Source organism: Bifidobacterium sp. ESL0790 (assembly GCF_029395435.1).
GTDB lineage: Bacteria > Actinomycetota > Actinomycetes > Actinomycetales > Bifidobacteriaceae > Bifidobacterium.
Map to the genome: position 1 here is coordinate 1,403,982 of NZ_CP113915.1, position 23,058 is coordinate 1,427,039.

At 62.4% G+C, this 23,058-nt stretch carries 17 protein-coding genes and 1 pseudogene; 16 read left to right on the forward strand and 2 right to left on the reverse strand.

The genetic code is table 11. The annotated features are described in order from the left end of the window. The first annotated feature begins 15 nt into the window (after positions 1 to 15). Positions 16 to 3,273 (forward strand): BspA family leucine-rich repeat surface protein, encoded by a 3,258-nt coding sequence (locus OZY47_RS05235; RefSeq protein ID WP_277177304.1) that lies wholly within the window; start codon positions 16 to 18, stop codon positions 3,271 to 3,273. A gap of 1,248 nt (positions 3,274 to 4,521) precedes the next feature. Here OZY47_RS05235 and OZY47_RS05240 read toward each other — a convergent pair. Together OZY47_RS05240 and OZY47_RS05245 are read right to left on the reverse strand one after the other, a co-directional pair. Beyond that, on the reverse strand, positions 4,522 to 4,725 hold the full coding sequence (locus OZY47_RS05240) for a cold-shock protein (RefSeq protein WP_277157704.1): 204 nt from the start codon (positions 4,723 to 4,725) through the stop codon (positions 4,522 to 4,524). A gap of 231 nt (positions 4,726 to 4,956) precedes the next feature. Beyond that, on the reverse strand, positions 4,957 to 5,562 hold the full coding sequence (locus OZY47_RS05245) for a LytR C-terminal domain-containing protein (protein ID WP_277177305.1): 606 nt from the start codon (positions 5,560 to 5,562) through the stop codon (positions 4,957 to 4,959). A 245-nt stretch (positions 5,563 to 5,807) separates the two neighbouring features. Between OZY47_RS05245 and OZY47_RS05250 the strand changes: the two genes are divergently transcribed. The 15 genes and pseudogenes from OZY47_RS05250 to OZY47_RS05320 all read left to right on the forward strand — a co-directional run. Further along, a complete protein-coding gene (locus tag OZY47_RS05250) occupies positions 5,808 to 6,551 on the forward strand; it encodes a uracil-DNA glycosylase (RefSeq protein ID WP_277177306.1) in 744 nt (247 codons plus the stop codon). Between the two features lie 93 nt (positions 6,552 to 6,644). Then, positions 6,645 to 7,709, forward strand: coding sequence for a MoxR family ATPase (locus tag OZY47_RS05255; protein ID WP_277177307.1), 1,065 nt, complete (start codon positions 6,645 to 6,647; stop codon positions 7,707 to 7,709). After that, positions 7,706 to 8,710, forward strand: a complete 1,005-nt coding sequence (locus tag OZY47_RS05260) for a DUF58 domain-containing protein (protein WP_277177308.1) — start codon at positions 7,706 to 7,708, stop codon at positions 8,708 to 8,710. Before OZY47_RS05255 ends, OZY47_RS05260 begins: the two co-directional genes overlap by 4 nt. Before the next feature lie 23 nt (positions 8,711 to 8,733). Then, positions 8,734 to 9,294 carry a hypothetical protein gene (locus OZY47_RS05265; RefSeq protein WP_277177309.1) on the forward strand — a complete coding sequence of 187 codons (561 nt, stop codon included), beginning with the start codon at positions 8,734 to 8,736 and terminating at the stop codon, positions 9,292 to 9,294. Further along, positions 9,291 to 10,349, forward strand: a complete 1,059-nt coding sequence (locus tag OZY47_RS05270) for a VWA domain-containing protein (RefSeq protein WP_277177310.1) — start codon at positions 9,291 to 9,293, stop codon at positions 10,347 to 10,349. Before OZY47_RS05265 ends, OZY47_RS05270 begins: the two co-directional genes overlap by 4 nt. After that, entirely contained in the window at positions 10,346 to 11,386 is a 1,041-nt protein-coding gene (locus OZY47_RS05275; protein ID WP_277177311.1) for a vWA domain-containing protein, read from the forward strand. The genes OZY47_RS05270 and OZY47_RS05275 overlap by 4 nt, the downstream gene beginning before the upstream one ends. Then, a complete protein-coding gene (locus OZY47_RS05280) occupies positions 11,383 to 11,994 on the forward strand; it encodes a DUF6466 family protein (RefSeq protein ID WP_277177312.1) in 612 nt (203 codons plus the stop codon). The genes OZY47_RS05275 and OZY47_RS05280 overlap by 4 nt, the downstream gene beginning before the upstream one ends. 775 nt (positions 11,995 to 12,769) lie before the next feature. Continuing rightward, positions 12,770 to 13,078, forward strand: a complete 309-nt coding sequence (locus OZY47_RS05285) for a hypothetical protein (protein ID WP_277177314.1) — start codon at positions 12,770 to 12,772, stop codon at positions 13,076 to 13,078. Continuing rightward, positions 13,078 to 14,613 (forward strand): alpha/beta hydrolase, encoded by a 1,536-nt coding sequence (locus tag OZY47_RS05290; protein WP_277177315.1) that lies wholly within the window; start codon positions 13,078 to 13,080, stop codon positions 14,611 to 14,613. The genes OZY47_RS05285 and OZY47_RS05290 overlap by 1 nt, the downstream gene beginning before the upstream one ends. 261 nt (positions 14,614 to 14,874) lie before the next feature. Beyond that, the gene (gene purB / locus OZY47_RS05295) at positions 14,875 to 16,320 is read left to right on the forward strand and encodes an adenylosuccinate lyase (RefSeq protein ID WP_277177316.1); all 1,446 of its coding nucleotides are present in this window, start codon (positions 14,875 to 14,877) and stop codon (positions 16,318 to 16,320) included. Further along, positions 16,317 to 19,154, forward strand: a complete 2,838-nt coding sequence (locus OZY47_RS05300) for a lysylphosphatidylglycerol synthase domain-containing protein (RefSeq protein WP_277177317.1) — start codon at positions 16,317 to 16,319, stop codon at positions 19,152 to 19,154. The genes purB and OZY47_RS05300 overlap by 4 nt, the downstream gene beginning before the upstream one ends. Positions 19,155 to 19,302: 148 nt before the next feature. After that, positions 19,303 to 19,587 carry an HU family DNA-binding protein gene (locus OZY47_RS05305; protein WP_033521170.1) on the forward strand — a complete coding sequence of 95 codons (285 nt, stop codon included), beginning with the start codon at positions 19,303 to 19,305 and terminating at the stop codon, positions 19,585 to 19,587. Between the two features lie 262 nt (positions 19,588 to 19,849). After that, the gene (locus OZY47_RS05310) at positions 19,850 to 20,698 is read left to right on the forward strand and encodes an inositol monophosphatase family protein (RefSeq protein ID WP_277177318.1); all 849 of its coding nucleotides are present in this window, start codon (positions 19,850 to 19,852) and stop codon (positions 20,696 to 20,698) included. A gap of 331 nt (positions 20,699 to 21,029) precedes the next feature. Next, on the forward strand, positions 21,030 to 21,233 hold the full coding sequence (locus OZY47_RS05315) for a ubiquitin-like protein Pup (RefSeq protein ID WP_277177319.1): 204 nt from the start codon (positions 21,030 to 21,032) through the stop codon (positions 21,231 to 21,233). Then, a pseudogene (locus OZY47_RS05320) lies at positions 21,233 to 22,657 on the forward strand (proteasome accessory factor PafA2 family protein); the annotation flags it as partial. The gene OZY47_RS05315 and the pseudogene OZY47_RS05320, both read left to right, overlap by 1 nt. Between the last annotated feature and the right edge of the window lie 401 nt (positions 22,658 to 23,058).

Here is a 23,058-nt window from a genome sequence, read left to right on the forward strand (position 1 = left end):
TCGGGCCATACAACCATGACCAGCAATCTCACGCTGTTCAAGGCATACGGCGGAGGCGGTCACCTGAAGAGCGCGGATGTCGGCAACCTTGATGTAAGTGGTGCCAAAGGTTTCAGAGGTTTCTTCGCCGACCAGCCCAACCTCACCACCATCACTGGCCTAGAAAACTGGGACACAAGCCACGCCACCGATATGGCCAGTATGTTCCAGGGCGATAGCAAGCTTACCAAGCTCGACCTCACCCCAAACGGCAACAAATGGGACACGAGCCATGTCACCGACATGGGCAGCATGTTCGCCGGGGATGGCGAACTCGTTACCATCGGCGTACCCGGCCTCGACATTCCCTCATCAATCAACAGCGCCACCAACCACATGTTCGACGGCTGCGTGAAACTCATCCGCTGCAACCAGCCTGGCGAACACACCTGGCCCGGCGGCACCGACCCCCTGCACTGGAAGGAAACCCTCACCGGCACCATAGAGCACTCCAACTGCGTCCTCGAGCTCGAAAGCGGCACCGTGCCCGACTACGGCACCGCCGACACCACCAACGTGCCCTGGAGCCAGGATCCCCGAATCACCAAGGTCAAAATCGATGACGGAGTCAAGGCACCCACCACGCTCTGGGGACTGTTCGAGAAACTCACCGGGCTCACGACCGCCGACGTCAGCGGGCTCGACACCACCGGCGCCACCCTCATGGGCTACATCTTCAACGACGACACCAACCTCACCACCGTCACCGGCATCGACAACTGGGCCACCGGCAGCGCCACCGACATGAGCTACATGTTCAACGGCTGCGGCAAACTGCCCAAGGTCGACCTCAGCCATCACGGCGGCAAATGGGACACCAGTAGTGTGACCAACATGGACTACATGTTCACCAACGACGCCGAGCTCACCACCATCGGCGTGCCCGGCCTCGAGATACCCAACGGCATCAACAGCGCCACCAACCACATGTTCGACGGCTGTGTGAAACTCATCCACTGCGGCCAGCCCGGCGAACACACCTGGGGCGACACCGACCCATTGCATTGGAAAGAGACCATGGACGGATCCATCGACAATCCTCAGTGCGTCCTCGAACTGGAGAAGGGCACCATCCCCGACTACGGCCAGCGAGAGGACGGCGACGCGCCCATCCCCTGGAAAGAACCCGGCGTCACCAAACTCGTCGTCAACACGCCCGCCCCCGGCCAACCCAAAGTCAAGATGCTCGACGGCTACGGCCTCTTCGACGGCTACAACCTGCCCAACCTGCGCGCCGCCGACGTCACCCAGCTCGACACCAGCCAGGCCACCAACTTCGGACGCATGTTCCAGAACGCTCCCCTGCTGGAGACCATCACCGGCCTCGGCGAGCTGGACACCCACAGCGCCACCAGCATGAAATACATGTTCTGCAACAGCACCAAGCTCACCAGCCTCGACCTCACCCACGACGGCGACAAATGGGACACCAGCCACGTCACCGACATGAGCTACATGTTCAACGGCATCACCGGCCTAATCTCCCTCGACCTTTCCAGCTGGGACGTCGGCCATGCCAGTGACATGAGCTACATGTTCCAAAACGACAACAAGCTCACCACAATCGGCGATGTGCACGCTTGGCACACTGGCCTCGTCACAAACATGAACAGCATGTTCCAGAACAATGCGGCGCTAGTAGGCGAGCAAGCGCCCCTGCCGGACGCTCGTATCACGCCCAACGGCAAAACCCTGGACCTTTCAAGCTGGAACACGCATAATGTCACTGACATGCGCTTCATGTTTCAGAACTGCGGCAACCTTGAATCCTTGGATATCAGCGGCTGGGACATGCGCGCGCTAGGCAAGCACAGCGATAGTGGGGTGACGACGAGCATCCTCAACCAGTCGCAGATGCTCGAGAACTGCCCCAAACTCTACCGAATCAAGGTCGGACCAACCACTGACTTTAGTCCATCTCACGAGAACTCACAAGACTACTGCTCTCCTGTAGCAGGAGAACACGATTGGGTTATAGTATGTGTACACAATATCAATTACTACTCGCCAGTGAAAAAGGAACAGGTAGTTGGCTCGGCAAATCACCCGGCAACCACTCCGGCGTACAAGAATTTCGCTCAGACCGCATGGATGCGCGGTGGAAGCGACACGAACAACATGGCACCAGGCCGGTTCCCCAGCCCCGAGTGGATTTATCTCGTCAGCGCCCAGTATTCCGGCGCCTGCGATAACGGCGATGCAGTGCCCTTCAACACAGTGTGTACTCCAGACGATAATCCCGGGCACAGATTCATAGGCTGGAGAGACACAAACAATGGAGGGTACGCACCCGGATCAGTCGTCCCCTATTCCGTGCCCGGTGGCATACTCACCGCGCTCTGGCAGACTCCCACAGCGCCTCCCATCAGCAAAGCCACACCGCATACTGACGGAACCCTGACCGTGGGAGGAATCGTGCCAGGAGGCACGCTGACCGGCGACAAGTTCACCCTCTACCCATACTCCACCGAGACCGGCGGCACACACGGTCCCGCCAAAGAGACCACCACCGCGACCGCTATCACAGCCACCGCCCCCAACGACGCCCCATGGGGCATCACCTACACGACCGCCACAAACCCATATCCCGACGACAAGGTCGGCTCGGGTGTGTCCTACTGGTTCACCAGCACGCTCACCCAGGCGGACAACTCGGTCTCGGCCGAATCCGCCCCGCGCACCAAGCTCACCATCGACACCACCACGCCCGCACTGGTCAATACGCATATTGCAAAGCGCACTCCATCCAGTGCCCCGGGCGTCCAAGCCACCATCACGGGCACCGCATGGACCAGCGGCAACGCGACCGCCCAGCCCAACCGGACCGTGGAGGCCGGCGACCGGGTCACCATCACCTGGCCCGACCACACCACCTCCGGCGCCAAGGCCGACGGCACGCCGTTGGAGGCTGGCACGTCCGGCTCGATCGTCACCCAGGCCGACGGCTCGTTCACCGTGGACGTGCCCGCCAGCCAGCCCCTCGACGGCAGCGAGGTCACCGTGACCTTGTGGGACAACGCCGACGGCAGCGGCATCAACCCGGCGAAACCGGCCGGCTATGAGAACAAGGCCAACAAGACCAGCGTCAGCATCCGCCTCCGCCACGACACCGTCAACAAGCTGCCGCTGACCGGCCACCACTGGCAGGCTAACGGGCTCATCGGTTTCGCCGTGGTCGCCGCCCTCGCCGTCACCACCGGCGCCTACGCCCAACGCAAGCGCCAACGCCACTGATCCGCCCCGGCCCACCAATCACCACGCCGCTCACCGCCAACCACCACGCCGCTCACCATCAACCACAACCGAATAACCCACCACCACACCACACATCCGGCGGTGTCCGCGCCCACCACCACGGCCGCCACCACACCACCAGCGTTGCCTCCTCCCTCCCCCAATAACCACCACACCATCAGTACATCAAAACTAATAGGACGGAGCACAGTCTGTTCGTTCTTGTATAATTTAGTTGACACTGGTCGGTGGTGATCACCTCTTCAGGTTGACCGCTTCGGTGTCGGTGAAAGAGAGTCAAATCTGCCGCAGGCTTTTCTTATGGTCATGGAATCTTGGCCATAAGTTGCGTGAACTGAAAGCCTAGCCTAGGGGCACAGGCGATACGAACGGCGTCTTGTCGATTCGAGTGCGATTATCCCAACCCTTTCGGGGGTGTCATGCAGAAGACAGAAACATGACTTTCAACGGTTCCCAGCGTGTGTAACGCACGCTGGGAACCGTTCTTATTACGAGCAGGAGAGGAAGATGAAGTCTAGCAGGAAAAACCATACGGCAAGCTTCAAACAGAGTCTTCTGCCTGCCTACAAGTCCGCTGCAAAACAATATAAGAAGCTTATCGGCTTACATACGGTTGTCATTTGCTCAGATGGATTCAAGCTAGATGTGTTATGGGAAAAACAAAATTTCATGCATCTTTGCGGCGTGTATTGCGATAGGCCCAATTCCGTGGCTCGTGCGGGAATCAGCGAGCAAAATTATTTTTACGATCGTCTTTTCGAACCCAACTTAAGTGCAAAACTAATTCACTTCGAGCCGAATAACTTCACCAAGATAAGGAATAAGTCTCAAGTACTGTCCTCTGCATTAAATTACGAACACTGGCGGGGATGCCTCATTGTTGATTCCCGATTGAGAAGGATTGAATGGTTTCTTGGCGACGATTCGTGGTCTTTGGGTCTCGGAGTGAGCAACCATGCATCAATGTTCACGAACGGGCCAGTCTGTTTTCCTATGAGTTTACGGAAGCAATCCGTGAATAAACTCCTTAGACAGGATGGGGACAAGCACGTGGTTGTTTCCATCCAATTACTCTGATAATAAAGCTTCTCTTGACGGTTCAGCGCGCGAATATCTTCTGTCGATCCATATCACAACTAGTTGCCGAAAACGACAAAGACCGGTTCCGACGTAACGTTGCGCTACGTCGGAACCGGTCTTTGAATAAAGTGTTTAGAGCCTATTCACTCACAGCTTCGTGACGGTTGTGGCCTGCAGACCCTTGGGGCCCTGCTCGAACTCATACTCAACCTTGTCGCCGTCATCCAGCTTCTTGAAACCATCGCTCTGGATGGCCGAGTAATGGACGAAGACGTCTTCGCTTCCATCATCGGGGCTGATGAAACCATAGCCCTTGCCGGCGTTGAAGAATTTCACGGTACCTTGTGCCATAATAACCATTCTCTCATTCGAGAAGCCACACCAAACTTAAAAGCACCCGGCTGATTCCGAATGCCCCTTGCGGCTTATTTTCAAGTATATGCACATGCATGGTCAATTACATAACAACACGCCGTAAAAACATGCCATACAAACGAATGGCCCAAAGACGCGGAAACGGCGCCCAACGGGAAACCGCCGGACGCCGTTCATCAAAATCCGATAACCGACCAGATCGGCCGCTCAGTTGAGCAGTATGGCCTCAACCGGAGAAGACGCACCAGACTGCTGCTGCACGCTCGAGATGCCGAGCAGGTTGGCGACGTCCTGGGCCGTGGCCTTGTCGGAGTCGTTCTGGTACCACACCACCGAGGAGGAGGGCACGTCGCCGGCGGGGTTGACCGCCGAGACCTGCGTGTAACCGGCCTGCTGGAGCACAGCGGCCTTCTGCGCGGCGTAGCCGGAGGTGCGCGTGGCGTTGACCACGGTCACCGCGGTGCCCTTGTTGACCGTGGCGGCGGGCTGCTGCGTCGTCTCGTTCTTGTTGGACTGATCGTCAGACTTCGTGTCGTCCTTGGTGGCGGCCTTCTTCTTCACCGTCTTCTTTTTGGGCGTGACCGTCTGCTGCTGCGTGGTCTGGTGACCACTGAAAACCTTTGAGAGATCGCCGGAATAGACGCCGTATACAAGCAGCCCAGCGAGCACCGCCACAAGCAGGACGATGGCGTAGGGAATGACACGCTTCGCCAACGGGGTGTTGCCACGGTGAACCCCCACCGGACCCTTGGGCGGATTGTCGAACGCGTCCTTCTGGTACGAATCAAAGGCATTCTCTTCGTCGTGTGCCATTCTGTTCCTTCCGTGCATATCCCTTTGTGCTGTAACCCAGTCTACAACCATAACGGTGGGCACCGTCAAAGCATTTCCACCAGCAAAGATATACAAACACATCGTGACACCTTCCGTGTACGACAATCGAATGACGGACGTCGAATAAACTAGACGACGACGGATTATGAAAGACCAACACGGCCCAAAATCATGCATTACGTGGGACCAAGTCGAGATACGGCCCCGAACCTAGAATCGGGGGTATGAACGAGACACATGTCAAACCGTTGAGTAAGCTCATCGAGCCGGGCTGGGCCAGGGCGCTGACCGACGTGGAGCCGGACGTGCACCGGATGGGCGATTTTCTGCGCTCTGAGCTGCGCGCGGGGCGGCGCTATCTGCCCGCCAGCCACAATATCCTGCGGGCCTTCACCATCCCCTTCGACTCGATCAAGGTGCTGATCGTCGGGCAGGACCCCTACCCCACCCCGGGTCATCCGGTCGGCCTGAGCTTCTGCGTGGCCCCGGATGTAAGGCCTGTACCCAAAAGTTTACAAAACATCTACAAGGAGATGAACACCGACCTCGGCCTGCCCATCCCCGAGAACGGCGACCTGACGCCATGGTGCAGGCAGGGCGTGATGCTCCTGAACAGATGCCTCACCGTGCAGGTCGGACGGCCCAACAGCCACCACGGCAAAGGTTGGGAGCAAGTGACCGACGCGGCCGTGCGGGCGCTCAACGCGCGAACCGACGAGAACGGCCGGCCCAAGCCGCTGGTCGCCATCCTCTGGGGACGCAACGCGCAGAGCCTCGAGCCGCTGCTCACCAACGCCTTCATCATCAAGTCGCCGCATCCCAGCCCGCTTTCGGCCTCCCGCGGCTTCTTCGGCTCCCGTCCTTTCTCCAGGACCAACGAGGCGCTGCAGCGGATGGGGGCCACCCCCGTGGATTGGGCTCTGAGCGGGGCTTCTTCGCCCGCGGCCACTACAATGCCTATGGCATAGCTAAAACAGACGCAACGGAAACATAACGACATAAAAACGCAGAACAGAGCCTTAGACATTGAAGACTCGATGAATTGTTGAGGGACAGGTCACATGGCAATATTTCCACCCCACCCGCAGATGCCGCAGCAGCGGACGAACAGCGTTCCCGCGCCGACGGCAGGCAACGCCGCGGTCAGCGCCAGCGCCAGGACCAAAAGGCTCGCGGACCGCATCAGGGCGCGCTTCGCGCAGACCCTCATCGGCCAGGACCAGCTGCGCGAGGCGCTCATCACCACGCTCGTGGCCGGCGGGCACATCTTGATCGAATCGGTGCCCGGTCTGGCCAAGACCACCGCCGCGCAGACGCTGGCAACCTCGGTCTCGGGCTCGTTCCGCAGGGTGCAGTGCACGCCTGACCTCATGCCCTCCGACCTGGTGGGCACGCAGGTCTTCGACTTCGCCAAGCAGCACTTCACCACCCAGATCGGGCCCATCCACGCCAACTTCGTGCTGCTCGACGAGATCAACCGCTCCAACGCCAAGACGCAGTCGGCCATGCTCGAGGCCATGTCCGAAGGCGCGACGACCATCGGCGGCCAGCGCATCAACCTGCCCAAGCCCTTCATGGTCATCGCCACCGAAAACCCCATCGAGGAGGAGGGCACGTTCACGCTGCCCGAGGCGCAGATGGACCGTTTCATGATGAAGTCGATCATGACCTACCCGAGCGTCGACGAGGAGCAGCGCATGCTCGCGCTCCTGGCCACCCGCGGCACCGACGTGGCCGACCCGGCGCTGATGAGCCAGGACGTGCTCTCGATCGCCGATGTGGAGTTCATGAGGGCCGAGGCGCGCCGCGTGCACGTCTCCAAGGCGATCATGGATTACGCCGTCGATCTGGTCTCCACCACCCGTGGTGCCGGCAGCCATCCGATCCAGGGCCTCGCCTCCCGCGTGCGGCTCGGGGCCAGTCCCCGCGCCTCCATCGCGCTCATCCGCATCGGGCAGGCGCAGGCGCTGCTCAACGGGCGCGACTACGTGGTGCCCGAGGACGTCAAGGCGTTCATCCACGAGGTGCTGCGCCACCGTATACTTCTCACGTTCGAGGCCCAGGCCGACGGGGTGAGCACCGACCAGATCATCGACTCCATCGTCCAGACGGTCCCGGTTCCATGAGTTCAGCCGCCCAGCCAGACCAACAGGCGGATTCCCTGCGGGGAGTCCAGCCGGATCCCGAGGAGAGCGCCGCGATTCGCAGGAAGATCGAGGCGTTGACCCCCAGGCTGAGCCTACCCACCGTCCGCAGGGCCTTGGGAGCCATGGAGGGCGAGCACCATTCGCGCCGCCCCAACGGCAGCGACGACCCGATGGAGACCCGGCCCTACACCCCGGAGGACGAGGCGAGGCTCATCGATTGGAAGATGAGCGCGCGAAGCGGCCGGCCGATGGTCACCGAACGCGAGCGCCTGGTGACCTCGCGCATCCATCTGTTCATCGACACCGGCCGTGAGATGACCGGCGTGTGCCCCTCCGGCGAGCGGGCGCTGGACGTGGCGGCCAACGGACTGTGCATGTTCGCCTCGCTGAGTGCCAAGCGCCATGACCAGATCACCCTTACTTTCGCCGACAGCGTAAGCATCACGCGCGTGCCGTTCAAGGGCGGGCTGGCGCAGTTCGAGCGCACCATCGACGACGGCCTGACCCATACCTCCAACGTCTCCCGCAACTTCGACGCGCTGCTGGACTACATCCCCACCATCGGCGACCGTGGCTCGCTGGTGGTCATCGCCACCGACGAGCACGCCCTGCGCGAGGAGCACCTGAAGAAGATCCGCAAGATCGCCATGGGCCATCCGCTCATCATGGTGGTCGTCTCCACGTTGAACCCCTTCCGCGACTATCCCTTCGGCGAGGTGACCGACGGGGATTCCGGCAGGCAGGTGCCGGCCTTCATGCGCGGCGGCGAGACGGCCGAGGAGGTGGACCGCCACCGCAGCTATATGGCAGCCCAGCTGGAGCAGGAGCTGCGGCGCAACAACGCCACCATGATCCGCTCGGCCTCGAGCCAGGGCATGTTCGACGAGTTCATCCATCTGCTCTCCACCACGCTCAAGCGCGCGCCGTTGACTCCCCTTGCGGGCAGCGTGTCGGTCGGGCTGACGGGGGTGGCGGCCTGATGGGAACGCTTTCGTCCATATCCATGCATATTCCGACATATCTATCCACGCGTATATCCATACGTATCGCCGCCGGCCAGCAGCAGCTCAAGCCGCAGAGCACCATCAGGATCCCCGGCGTGCTGGTGTTGGGGCTGGTGTTGAGCCTCATCATCGCCATCGCGCTGATCGTGCTGGTGGTCCTGCTCTCGCGGCCCCGCAAGGCGCAGGCACCCAAGCCCCGCGGAGCCCACACGGGCAGCAGCGAGCGCGGGGTGTGGCGCGCGCGTATCCAGAAGATCGTCGACGACCACGCGCAAGGCTCCATCACTCGCGACATCGCGCTGAACAAACTCGCTGAGGTGGCCCGCGATTTCGCCTCGGAGCAGACCGGCCGCGACCTGAGCTCACACACCCTCTCCGACATCGGCAGCGTGCCCGGCACCACGGCCGACGCCCACGGCATAGCCCTGCTGCGCCAGACCATCAACGCTCTCTACCCCCCGGAGTTCGCCGACGCGACCATCAACCCGGCCGCCCAGGAGACCAGCGTGGAGGAGGCCGGCGAATGGGTGTCGAACCTCGTTGAAAGGTGGCGTCGATGAATCTCGAATGGCATTGGCCCTGGGTGGGTCTCGTCGCCGCCGTGGCCTGCGCGGTCATCGTCGTTGCGCTGGTCGAGTTCTACGGACGCCGGCGGCGCAAGCAGACCCAGCTGCCCGTCTTCGACATGGACGAGGAGCTCAACACCGAGCAGACCAGCGCCCGGTTCCATCAATGGCGGCTGCTCAACCGTTTCGCCGTGGCCGCGTTGGCCATCGCGCTGGTGCTTTCGCTGGCGCTGGTGGCCAGGCCTTCGACCATCGACGAGGGCGACGAGCGGGCCAGCAACCGCGACATCGTGCTGTGCCTGGATGTATCCCCCTCGATGCTCTCCTACGACCATCAGGTGCTTGAGACCTACCAGCATCTGATCGACAACTTCAAGGGCGAGCGCATCGGCCTGAGCCTCTTCAACTCCACCTCGCGCACCCTCTTCCCCCTGACCGACGACTACAACCTGGCCTCCGGGCAGCTCAAGAAGGCCAGTGACATCCTCGGCAAGGTCTCCTCGCAAGACAAGATCGACAAGATGGACTCACGCATCTCGCAGGACTTCTCCGACCTGATCGAGGGCACGCAGAACCGCAAGGACATGACCTCGCTGATCGGCGACGGGCTGGTGAGCTGCGCGGCGATGCTGCCCGGCTTCACCTATGGCGAGGGCCAGAAGAAGCAGGGCGAGGCCAACCGGAAGTCCATCGTGCTGGCCACCGATAACGTCTCGGGCAAATCCACCTATACGCTCGGCTCGGCGCTCGACCTCACCAGCAAGGCGGGCATCACCGTCGACGGGCTTTACGCCGGGCCCAAAAGCGAGGAGAGCGAGCAGACCACCATCGACATGCAGCGTGACATCACCGCGCACGGCGGGGCCTACTCCTCGGTGCATTCCGGGCAGTCGGTCGACATGCTCGTGCGCAACATCGAGAAGCGCAAGAGCAAGGCCAACGAGCAGAACCGGCGCGCGGCCATGGTCGACGCCCCCGGCTGGTGGGCCTTGGCGCTGGCTATGGCGCTGGTGGCATGGCTCGCCCTGGCTTGGAGGCTGAGACGATGAACGAATGGAAACTCGCGCCGTCCCTGGGCTGGCCCGTCGGCATCGCCATCGCCGTGGTGATGCTCGCGTTTGCCATCGCCGTGGTCGTGCTTTATGTGCGCTGTCGCGCCGACAACTCCAGCGACGAGACCGTGTGGGCCTGTGTGCGCCGCTGCGCGATGTGCCTGATCGTGGCCGTGATGGCCCTGGCCCCCAGCACCATCAGCACGACCACCAGCCGGGCGATCAACGCCACCAACGTGGTGGTGGCCACCGACGTGACCGGCTCCATGGCCGTCAAGGATGCCACATATGGCTCCAAGGATCCCATGACCCGCCTCGACGCGGCCAAGCACGCGGTGGACGACCTGACCGTGGCCTACCCGAACTCCAGCTTCGCGGCTGTGCGCTTCGGGGCGAGCTCGACGGTGGATGTGCCGCTGACCCCCGACGTGGGCGCGATCCAGGGCTGGGCCAAAGCGCTCAATCCAGAGCCGACCTCGCTTTCGGCGGGCTCGAGTCTCGACGCGCCGATCGACCCGCTGCTCGTGGAGCTCAAGTCGATTCGTCAGGCGCATCCGCAAGACAAGATCGTGCTCTATATCATCACCGACGGCGAGCAGACCTCCACCAAGGTGCGCCGCTCCTACTCCCCCCTGCGCCAATACCTGGACGACGCCTTCACCCTCGGGGTGGGCTCCACCAACGGCGGCAACATCCCCAACATCAAGGCCGGCGACTCGGACTCGCCCAACACCATCCAGGACGGCGACTGGGTGAAGGACCCGGAGACCGGCCAGCCCGGCGTCTCGAAGATGGACACGAAGAACCTCGCCAACATCGCCGACGAGATGAGCGGCAAGTCGATCCTTCTCGACGCCAGCCATACCATGAGCAAGAAGACCGTGGCGCAGGCCTCCAAGAAGTGGCGGGTGACGCAGGTGCCGAAGCGGCATGAGCGCGTCACGGCCGTCATCTGGCCGCTGGCGATCGCGCTGGCGCTGCTGCTCGCCATCGAGCTGGGCGCGTGGATCTCCACGTCAAGGAGGCTCCTATGACGGTATTCAAAGGCAGGAAAACCGGCGGAGGCCGGCAGGGCCCGGGCGCGGCGAAGCCTGATTCGAAATCGAAGGGCGCGACGCGGCGCAAGGCCGTGGCGCCGTTGCCCGTGCGCGTCACCATCGCCGTGGTGGCGGTGTTGCTGCTGGCCGTGGCCGGGTTCATGGGCGCCAACATCTCGGCGATCAACACTTACAACCAGGCCACCAACTCGCTCAACCAAGCCATCTCGGCCTACAACAACCCTGACAGCGACCTGCAGGGCCTCAAGACCCAGCAGGAGCAGATCGACCAGGAGTTCCAGAGCGCCAGCGCCCTCGACCCGCTGCTGCTCCCCTCGGTCAAATCGTCCATCCAGGCCAACAGGGACGTCTCGCAGAAACTGACACAGAAGACGACCAAGAAGCTGGCCAAGCAGGAGGGCAAGGCCAACGCCAATGGCACGGGGCGCACCGGCCACTCCTCCAACGAGGCACCGGGCCTGAGCGACGAGCAGCGCAAGCAGATCGAGGAGACCCTCAAGGCCAACCAGCCGGCCTCCGGCTCGCAGAACAACAACAGCAGCTCGGGCACCAAGGACGACAGTAACAAGGCCAAGCCCTGGTGATTTGAGGCCGTGAGGCCGGGGCTGGCGAAACAAACCGGGAACGTTTGATAATGACGTTCCCGTTTTCTATTGATGGGGCCTCCCTTGCGTTTGTGACGCAAAACGCCGGATTACCGTCACAAACGCAACCCCTCATCCGTCACGGTTGCAATCGTGACGCAAAACGCCAAGTTCCCGTCACAAACGCAACCTCACGAATCATCCTTACTGCAAATGTGACGCAAAACCTCGGATTTGCGTCACAAACGCAACCCTCTACTCGCACCCTTGCAAACGTGACGGAGAACAGCAGGCTACCGTCACAAACGCAACCCCTCATCCGTCACAGTTGCAAACGTGACGCAAAACGCCAAGCTACCGTCACAAACGCAACCTTCCACACGCAACCCATCACAAATGTGACGCAAAACGTGAGCTTTCCGTCACAAACGCAACCTCATGAATCATCCTTGCTGTAAACGTGACGCAAAGCGCCAAGTTCCCGTCACAAACGCAACTCTTCATCCGTCACGGTTGCAAACGTGACACAAGACCCGACGTTTCTGTCAAAAACGCAACCTCATGAATCATCCTTACTGCGTTTGCGACGCAAAATGTCGGATTTGCGTCACAAACGCAATCTCTCTCACCTTAACCGGATGGATTGCAGATAACTCATTGTGGATAACTTTGACTGCTATACGGCGACACGCCTCAAATGTGGATAACCCCAACCGTTCGACCACAGTACCCGAAATTCTCTCGCTTTCGAGCGCAAATCGTGCACAATGGGGCCATGAACCTAACACAGAACCAGAATTCGTATCCGTTCCCCAATACGCCGAACGACCTCTATACCAACGAGGGCTGCGGCTGCCACCGCGCCGTGCATGAGGGCAAGACGCTCGTCGCCACGCTCGACCGCACCACCGCCGGCCTCGTCTCCTCGATTTCCAGCGCGATTGGAGCCTCGAAGGCGCTGGACTGGCAGGGCAACGCCGCCACGCTCTTCCAGCAGCGCATGGCCGAGCTGCTCACACGCGCCACGGCGCTGCGTGACGAGTGCCGCGCCACCGACCGTCTCGCCCAGCAGGCGGGTGCGTGATGGGCTGGAAGGTACAGGCGAAGATAAGCGGCGGCCACCAGCTGAGCGTCGCCGACCGGGCGCAATACGAGCGTGTGGCGAAGACGCTGACGGACACGGCGGGCTATCTCGACGGCACCTCGCGGGCCTGGCTCGACGCCACCCAGCAGCTGCAACGCGAACGGTTGGGCACCCCCACCTGCCCAACCCTCTCCAGCGGCAACCCCGCGGCCGCAGGCCACGGGCACACCACCATGCCCTTCGACAGGCTGCAACGGCGCTGCCAAAGCCATTCCGAGGGATGTACCGACCTGCGGCTCGTGATCGACGAGATGGCCGACCTGCTCATCCGCGCCTACAGCCTCTACGACGACGCCGAGCGCAAGACCAGCCGGGCCATCACGGAGGCCACGCAACTGGGCTCGCGGATCAGCCCCAAATACACCGCGGCGGCGCTCACCGGCGGCATCATCGGCGGGGCGATCGGCGGCAGCATCACCTCCGGCAAACCCAATGCCTACGGGGCGCTGACGGCCACCGAGAAGTTCCAGCAGGGGCTGATGAGCGGGCTGGGCTCCAAGGTGGCCAAGGTGAACCTGGTCGACGGCGTCAGGCAGACCGACGAGCTCAACAAAGGCGCCTCCAAGGTGGCCAAGGTCAGCGGCATGGTCAAGGATCTGGTGCAGGGCAACGAGCTCGAGGTCAGGCAGGTCAAGGCCAACACCGAGGTGGTGGGCGAATCGCACGACGTGGCCGAAGCCATGGAGAACCTGAGGCGGCTGGCCGAGGAGCGGCTGGGCAAGATCCAGCTCAACAGCGGGCTGAGCTACGGCACCATCGCGATCCAGAAATACCGGCGCTCCGACGGCAGCGTGGCATGGCTGGTCACCATCCCCGGCACCGACGGCAAAGGCGATTCGCCGTTCGGTTGGGAGCAGAACGCCGAGCTGATGAGCAGTGACCCCAAGCAGCGCATGAAAGCCGACAGCGCCCGCATGGTGGTGGAGGCGATGCGCAAGGCCGGCATCAAGAAGACCGACCCCGTGGTGCTCATCGGCCATTCGCAGGGCGGCATCGTGGCGGGCGCGATCGCCGCCGACAAGGGCGACGAGTTCAACATCCAGCACATCGTCACCGCCGGCTCCCCCATCGCCAACCATCCCATCCCTTCGAAGACCTGGGTGACCAGCATCGAGATGGACGACGAGCTGGTGGCGGCGCTCGACGGCGCCGACAACGCCCCGAAACTCAACTGGCTGACCATCCACGGCACCGCCGAGCGCGAGGGCGAGAACCCGAACGCGAAGGTGATGCCCGACGGCTCGTGCATTCCCGGCAAGAACTTCGGGCTGCTCAATCCCTACGCGGGCGCCAATGTGAAAGACACCACCGACGACGCCGAGATCACCCACTGGCTCAAATACCATCAGGCGGCCTACCAGAACGCCACCGACCTGGGCTCGCCGGCGGTGCGCACCCACGAGAAGCACTTCGACGACATCCTCGACGGCGACCTGGAATCGACCACCTACTGGCAGGGGCGCATGCACCACTAAGGCGATTGCCGGGGCACGATCAACACCATGCATCTATCCACGCCTCAGCGATGCAGCCGCGCACAAACCCACCCACCACAAAAAAGCAACTTGGGAGACTTTGAAAACCAACTGAAAGGAAGTACGACATGACCACTGATTCCCTACTCGCCAACCGCCCGAATCCGCCATAAACCGGGGCTCACGACTCGTCGAAACGGCTGACGGACACGGGTCGGGCGCGGCTCGACACGGTTCACGGTTGGCAGTAGGCTAACCAATATGCAGCTGACTCAGATTTCACCGGCAATCGCTCTCACCTCGTTGGACGGACGCTACCATGCGCAGACCGCCCCGCTCGTGGAATATCTGAGCGAGCCCGCGTTGAACCGCGAGCGCATCACCGTCGAGGTGGAGTGGCTGATCATGCTCACCAATGGCTACGAGGGCAACGGCAACCAGCCCCTCGTGCCCGGCGCCAAGCCCCTGAGTCAGACAGAACGCGACTACCTGCGCGCCATCCCCGGCGATTTCGGCAAGGACGGCATCGCTCGTCACGCCGCATACGAGGCCAAGACGCACCACGACGTGAAGGCCGTGGAATACTACATCGACGACGAGCTCGACCGCGCCAAGAGCGTGCTCGGCCCGGAAACGGAGCTGGCCGGGCTCAAGACCCTGGTCCACTTCGCCTGCACCTCGGAGGACGTCAACAACCTCTCGATCAGCCGCTGCGTGAAGGCCGCCATCGAAAAGGTGTGGCTGCCCAAGGCCCGCGAGCTCACCGATTTCCTGGCGGGCAAGGCCGAGGAGTTCCGCGACCTGCCGATGCTGGCGCTCACGCACGGCCAGCCGGCCACGCCCACCACGCTGGGCAAGGAGCTCGCCGTCTTCGCGCACCGCCTCAACCGGCAGCTGGGGCATATCGCCTCACAGGAGTACCTGGGCAAGATCAACGGCGCCACCGGCACCTTCGGCGCGCACATGGTGGCCTGCCCCGACGTGGATTGGCTCGCCGTCTCGCGCAAGTTCGTCACCAACCGCATGGGCCTGACCTGGAACCCGCTGACCACGCAGATCGAAAGCCACGACTGGCAGGCCGAGCTCTACGGCGCGGTGAGCCACACCAACCGCATCCTGCACAACCTCGCGGTGGACGTGTGGATGTACATCTCGCGCGGTGTGTTCGCCCAGGTGCCCGTCAAGGGCGCCACCGGCTCGTCGACGATGCCCCACAAGGTCAATCCGATTCGTTTCGAGAACGCCGAGGCCAACCTGGAGCTCTCCTGCGCTCTGCTCGACGCCCTGTCGTCCACGCTGGTGGAGAGCCGCTGGCAGCGCGACCTCACCGATTCGACCACGCAGCGCAACATCGGCGCGGCGCTTGGCTACTCCCTGCTCGCCCTCGACAACCTGCTGGGCGGCCTCAAGTCGATCCATCCGAACCAGCAGGCGATGGCCGACGAGCTGGAGACCAACTGGGAGGTGCTCGGCGAGCCCATCCAGACGGCGATGCGCGCCCAGGAGCTGGCCGGACGAGAGGGCATGGAACGGCCCTACGAGAAGGTCAAGGAGCTCATGCGCGGCAAGAGCATCAGCAAGGCCGACATCGAGACGTTCATCGACTCGCTGGACTTCGACGAGGCCACGGCGGCGAGGCTCAAGGCCCTCACCCCCTCGACCTACACCGGGCTGGCGGCCCGATTGGTGGATTTTGACAAGCGATGACGGAGGAACACAAGGAGCCGGAGGCGCCAACGCCGCTTGGCGATGACGGCGTCGAGACGGAGGCGAACAAGGCACAGGAGCCCGGGACCACGGGGACCAGTGCCGTTGATTCGGTGAACCCTGACGTAATCCCTGATGGTTCAGCGACACCCAGCAGTCCTGCGACCTCTGACGATTCGGCAATGCTCGACGCCTCGTCGATTCCGGAGAATCAGACGGCTTCGGATAGTTCAGCGACTTCCGATGGTTCTGCGATTGTCTCTGAATCTGAGGATTCCGATAATCCCAATAATTCCAACGGTTCCAATGATTCTGACGATTCCACGGAAACAACCAGCGAGGCCATCGGCGAAACGACCGTAGTAGCAACGTCCACCACCCCGCAAACGGCGACTGACACGGCTCAGGCAACAGCCACAAACGCAACCCCCTCGCCCACCATCGAGGACGTGCCCCCGGAACGCACCCACAACTTCAACGACCTGCTCCACGCGGCCGGCGCACTGCTGCTGGCCATCGGCGTGAGCCTTTTCGCCATCTACCTGCGCGGCATCACCAGCGGCGTGGAGTACGATGCCCGCAGCGCCGGCCAGGCGGTCAACTGGCTGATGGACATGCCCGCCTCGATGCTCCAGCAGCTGGCCAGCCTCATCATCGTCATCAGCGTGCTCGCCCACCTGGTCATCAACAAGGAATGGCTGCAATCGGCCGTCTCCGTAGTGGCGCTCTTCCTCGGCTACGCGGTGATCCTCGGGCTCTCCACCCTAGTGGTGCACCTGGGGAATCCCGCCCTGCTCATGGCCATACGCTCCCCCGGCGAGGGCGCGGGCGCGGCGATGCTGCCCGACTTCTACGCCGGCCTGGGCGCGTTCCTGACGGTGGCCGGCCCCCGCCGCTCGCGCACATCGGTGAAATGGGGATGGAACGTCCTCTTCATCGCCGCCGGTGTCTTCGTCATCATCTCCTGGCACTCCGTCTCGGGCGTCATCGTCTCCTTCGCCGTGGGCCGCGTGATCGGCCTGGTCATCCGCTTCGCCATCGGCACCGGCAACCAGGGCCTGTGGGGCGACGAGATCGTGCAGGCGGCCAAAAGCATAGGCCTCAATATCCAAGCCCTCAAACGTCGCGGCGAGGCCAACAACGATTCCGGCGTGCTCAAGATGACGCTGGACGACGACCTCATCGAGAACTCACGCATCTACGACGCGAGCGACACGGCCGGCCAAGGCTATATCGTCTCGGTGCTCGACGGCCAGTCGCACGCCGCCGGATACTTGAACCAAATCTGGCAAAGCCTGCGCTTCACCGGCGTCTCGATGCGCCACGACCGCTCGGCCAGCGACGCCAACCATCATCATTACGCCATGCTCCTGGGCCTGCGCGCCTGCGGGCTGATGACCCCGAGCCCCTACGGCGTCTTCGACAGCGAGGAGTCGTCGGTGCTGGTCTTCAACGCCACCGACGTGCCCACGCCCTTCGACCCCGCCAAGCTCGACGCCGAGAGCATGGCCGAATTCATGCGCTACCTCAGCCGCGCCAACGACCGCGGCTACACGCACCGCCGCATCACCCCCGATACCCTCGCCTCGATCGAGGGCCGTTGTGCCATCGCCGGCTGGCAGAACGGCGACTACGCCAGCTCCGCCACCAACGTGGCCATCGACAAGGTCCAGCTGCTCGTGCTGCTGAGCACCCTGACCACCCCGGAGCAGGCCATCCTCGCCGCCAAGGACGCCTGGGGTGTCGACGTGCTCACCTCGCTGGCCCCGTTCGTCCAAAAGGTCGCCGTGCCCTCCGCCACGCGCACGCTGCCCACCTGGAACAAGCAGATCCTCACCGAGGTGCGCGACGGGCTCAACGCCCTGGTCGACGACGAGGAGAGCGAGAACGCCGAGCCCGTGCAGATCGCGCGCTTCAACTTCAAGTCGTTCTTCTCGATCACCCTGGCCATCATCGCCGTGGCCGTCATCTTCACCCAGCTGCGCCCCAACGAGGTCATCAGCGCGGTACGCCACGCCAAGCTCGGCTGGGCGCTGGCCTGCCTGGGCTGCTCGATGCTCGCCTGGGTCGGCTCGGCCATCAGCCTCGGCGCCTTCATGGACAACGGCAAGCGCCATCCCTTCGCCCTTTTCTGCTCGCAGGCCGCCTCCGGCTTCACCGCCGTCTCGATGCCCGCCGGCGTGGGCCCGGCCTTCGTCAACCTCCAGTTCCTGCGCAAGAACGGCTACCGCAACACCGCGGCCACGGCCATCATGAGCGTCACCTGGGCGGTGCAGGGCCTCACCACCATCGTCCTCCTGCTGCTGATGGGCCTGTTCACCGGCCGCAACATGTTCTCCGGCATGGTGCCCACCAACACCCTGATCGTCGTGATCGGCGCCATCGTGCTCGCGCTGAGCCTGTGCATGGTCATCACGCCGTTGCGCCGCCTGATCATCGACAAATACCTGCCGATCCTGCGCTCCTACGCCCACCAGCTGGTCGAGGTGATGACCCAGCCGCAGAAGCTCGGCAGCGGTATTTTCGGCGCCCTGATCCTCAATCTGGCCACCGGTCTCGGATTCTGGACGGCCCTGATGGCCTTCGACCTCCCCTCCAACCTCATCGAGACCACCTTCGTCTTCCTGCTGGCCAACACCCTGGGCAGCGCGATGCCTACTCCTGGCGGCCTTGGAGCGGTGGAGGCGGCGCTGACCTTCGCCTTCACCTCGATCGGTGTGCCGCCTGCCATCGCCCTCTCCGCCACGTTGCTGTACCGCGTCGGTTTTTATTGGTTGAGAATACCGATCGGCGCCGTCGCGATGAAATGGCTCGACCGCCATAATCTGCTCTGAAGTGGCCTCCGAATGTGACCAATACGGGCAGAACCATTGAAAAAACAACGGAAAATGGCGGATATTGGCGAGATGTTGCGCTAGAATCATATATTGAACGTGGTTTTCAGATGAAATATGAGAACCCCTAAACAAGAAGGATTGCTTTATGGCATACAACAAGTCTGATCTCGTTTCGAAGATTGCACAGAAGTCCAACTTGACCAAGGCACAGGCAGAGGCCGCCGTCAACGCTTTCCAGGATGTGTTCGTCGAAGCAATGCAGTCCGGCGAAGGCCTGAAGCTGACCGGTCTCTTCTCCGCTGAGCGCGTTCGTCGTGCAGCCCGCACGGGCCGCAACCCCCGCACTGGTGAGACCATCAAGATCCCGGCATCCTACGGTGTCCGCATCTCGGCCGGCTCCTTGCTCAAGAAGGCCGTCGCCTCCAAGTAAGATTTTCTCACCTTACCGACTTAAGCCCCCGTCTCGTCTAGCGACCGGGGGCTTCTCTTGTATTCGGGCGTATCCAGGTGCATTCGGATATATTCGGACATATCCACGGCATATCCACGGCAGCCGACGGCAACTTTGCGCAACGTCGCTCGCGCCGGGCGACCCAGGTCGGGCAGACCGATACAATATTGGAGATGTAGGACGAACGCAGGACGTGCGACGGCCATGGGCGCATGGCGGCCGGATCCACAGAAAGACGGACATGACCACGAACCTTCGAGTATTGGCCCTGAAAGTGGCGCAGGTGGCGCAGGACACGGGGCGTCACGCCCTGCAGGACCAGCTCAACCCGCACGACCTCGACGTCTTCTCGATCCCCTCCACCAGCATGCGCCTGGGCAGCTCCATCGACAAGAAACTCATCTCGTTCATCGAGAACCGTATCAGCTACATCGATCCGTTGGATGGGATGTGGCGCGACCGGCCCGAGGACGCCCGGCCGGGCCAGCGCTTCTGGTGTGTGGGCTCCATCGACGGGGCCATCAACTTCCGGCGCGACATGTCGGAGTGGACCATCACCATCTCCCTGTTCGAATTCAACGAGGAGGGTTCGGCCCAGCCAATCCTCGGCATTGTGCACGCCCCGGCGCTCGGACTCACCTATGCGGCGGCCAAGGGGCAGGGCGCCATCCGCATCCGGCGCACCCCGATTGGCGAGCAGCGCGGCAAGGTGATGCCCTCCACCACGGTGAGCCTGACCGGCTCGGTGGTGAGCTTCGGCATGTCCCACGTGCCGGCGGAGTCGGCGCGCGCCTTCAGGGTGTTGAACGAGATCGCCGGCAAACCCGCCGACGTCAAGCGCGTCGGGCCCGTCTCGCTCGACCTGTGCAAGGTGGCGGACGGCACCTACGACGCCTATTTCGAGCCGCACCTGCACCGTTGGGACATCCCCGCGGTCTCGGCCGGCACCGTGGTGGTGCGTGAGGCGCAGGGCGGCGTGTGCCGCTGGAACGGCAACCCGATCCACTGGCGCAGCGAGAACGACATCGTGGCGAGCAACGGGCTTATTCTGGACGAGTTGCGGCCGGTGTTGCTGGCCAACCAGGCGTAAATCGTTCGCAGAATCTCACGAGCCCTGCGACGCTTGTTTTAATCACACGTTGTCTAGCGGTGGTTTTGAATACCACGGATATCTGCATGGTTATAAATTATCAATAATTAATACTTATATATTCAACACGGCTATACATATAGCTATCCGACGTCGCATAACAGGATTTCCCGATATCCCAAACTATGAGATTGCCGACGGAAACGACACGGGCCTTTAGGAAAATCGGAACGACCATTACAGTGGATAACGCAACCGTGCACGCGCGGGGCGGCGCTGGAGCAACCCAACGCGACCGCCGGCAGGCACGGGCGAAGCGCAAGGAGCGAACATGCCACAGCAATTCTCACAGTCACACAGCCGAACCGAGACCTCGAGCCAAGAGGTGCGGCAAGGCACGCCCCAGCCGCAGAAACTCGACGAGGCTGACGCCCAGCAGGACGCGCTCGACGCGGTGCTTGACGACATCTCCTCCACGCTGGAAAGCAACGCCGAGCAGTACGTCTCCAGCTTCGTGCAAAAAGGCGGCCAGTGATGCCGCAACTGCGCGACAGTAGCAACCAAGGGCCCGGCAGCCAAGTCCCACATTCCTCCGCCTACGCCTCGCTCAAACGCATCTTCGGCGTCGAGACAGAATACGGGGTCTCGGTGACCGGGGCCAGCAAACCTTGCGATCCGGGGCAGGTGGCGATGATGATGTTCGCCCCCGTGCTCTCGCGGGCGCGTTCGACCAACACCTACCTGGTCAACGGCTCACGGCTCTATCTGGACGTCGGCTCGCACCCCGAGTACGCCACGGCCGAGGCGCGCGACCCTTACGACGCGCTTGTGCAGGACCTCGCCGGCGAGGAGACCATGCGGCGGCTGGTTTTCCAGGCGCAGGAACGGCTGCGCAAGACGCACGGCGTCAACGCCACCATCCATCTGTACAAGAACAACGTCGATTCGGCCGGGCATTCCTTCGGCTGCCACGAGAACTATCTGGTGCGCCGGTTCGTGCCGCTGCCGGTCATCAAGGCGCAGCTGCTGCCGTTCCTCATCACCCGCCAGCTGTTCACTGGCGCAGGGCGCGTGACCGACCACGGCTTCGAGATCACGCAACGGGCAGATTTCCTGGACGAGGCCGTCTCGTCGTCGACCACACGCTCCCGCCCGATGGTCAACACGCGCGACGAGCCGCACGCCGACCCTTATGAGTTCCGCCGGCTGCACGTCATCATCGGCGACTCCAACCGCAGCCAGACCGCCACGATGATGAAGCTGGCCACCACGCATCTGGTGCTCTGCGTCATCGAGACGGCGCAGCGGCTGGGCGTGCCCTCCGGCTTCGAGGTGTGCGCGCTGAAGGCGCCGAGCGCGGCGAACAAGGCGTTGAGCGCGGACCTGACCGTGCGGCAGGCCAATATCGAACTCGAGGATATCGACGCCTTCCGGGCCTGCCAGAAGGAGTTCGGGTCAGACGGGTTGGTGGGTGCTGGCGCCGGACATGACGGTTCCGGCAATCTTGACGAGCACGGCAACCATGACAACCATGACGACCACGGCAATCTGGTCAACGGCTTGGAGATTCAATACCACTATTGGGCGGTCGCCTCGCGCTTTCTGAGCGAGCATGGCGACGACATGGCCGCATCCCTCCCCCGCACCAAGTGCGCGGACATCCTCGCCGACTGGAAGCGGATGCTCGACGCCCTGGCTGACGGCGATTTCGCGGCCCTGCAAGGCGAGGTGGACTGGGTGTCGAAGATGCTCCTCATCGACGGACTCAAACGGCGCAATCCCAGGCTTCCGCTGGCCAAGATGCAGCAGATCGACATGGACTACCACGACATCGCCAACGGCTCCATCTATCCCTCGCTGCTCAGGCACGGGGTGATGAAAAGCCTCGTCGACCACAGCGAGGCCAATCGCGCGCTCAACAACCCGCCGGCCGACACCCGCGCGGCGCTGCGCGGCGGGTTCATCGGCAAGGCGCTGGAGGATGGGGCGCAGTTCACCTGCGACTGGACGCACCTCAAGATCAACCGCCCGGTCAACGACGAGCTGGTGCTCCTCGACCCCTTCGAATACCATCCGAGCCCCGACTACAAACGGCTCATCGCCGAACTGTAACCAATAAAGCGTCGATATTGGGGCCAATTGGGAATGCCGGTTGCAAATGCCAGTTGCAGATGTGACTCGAATCCCCTGTTTTGCGTCACATCTGCGATAGACGCAGTGTTATTCGTTGCGAATGCGACGCTAATTCTCCCTTTTGCGTCACATCTGCAACAACGCAGCATCAAACATTGCGAATGCGACACTGATGTTCCCTTTTGCGTCACATCCGCGACAGGTACAGTACTGTTCATTGCGAATGC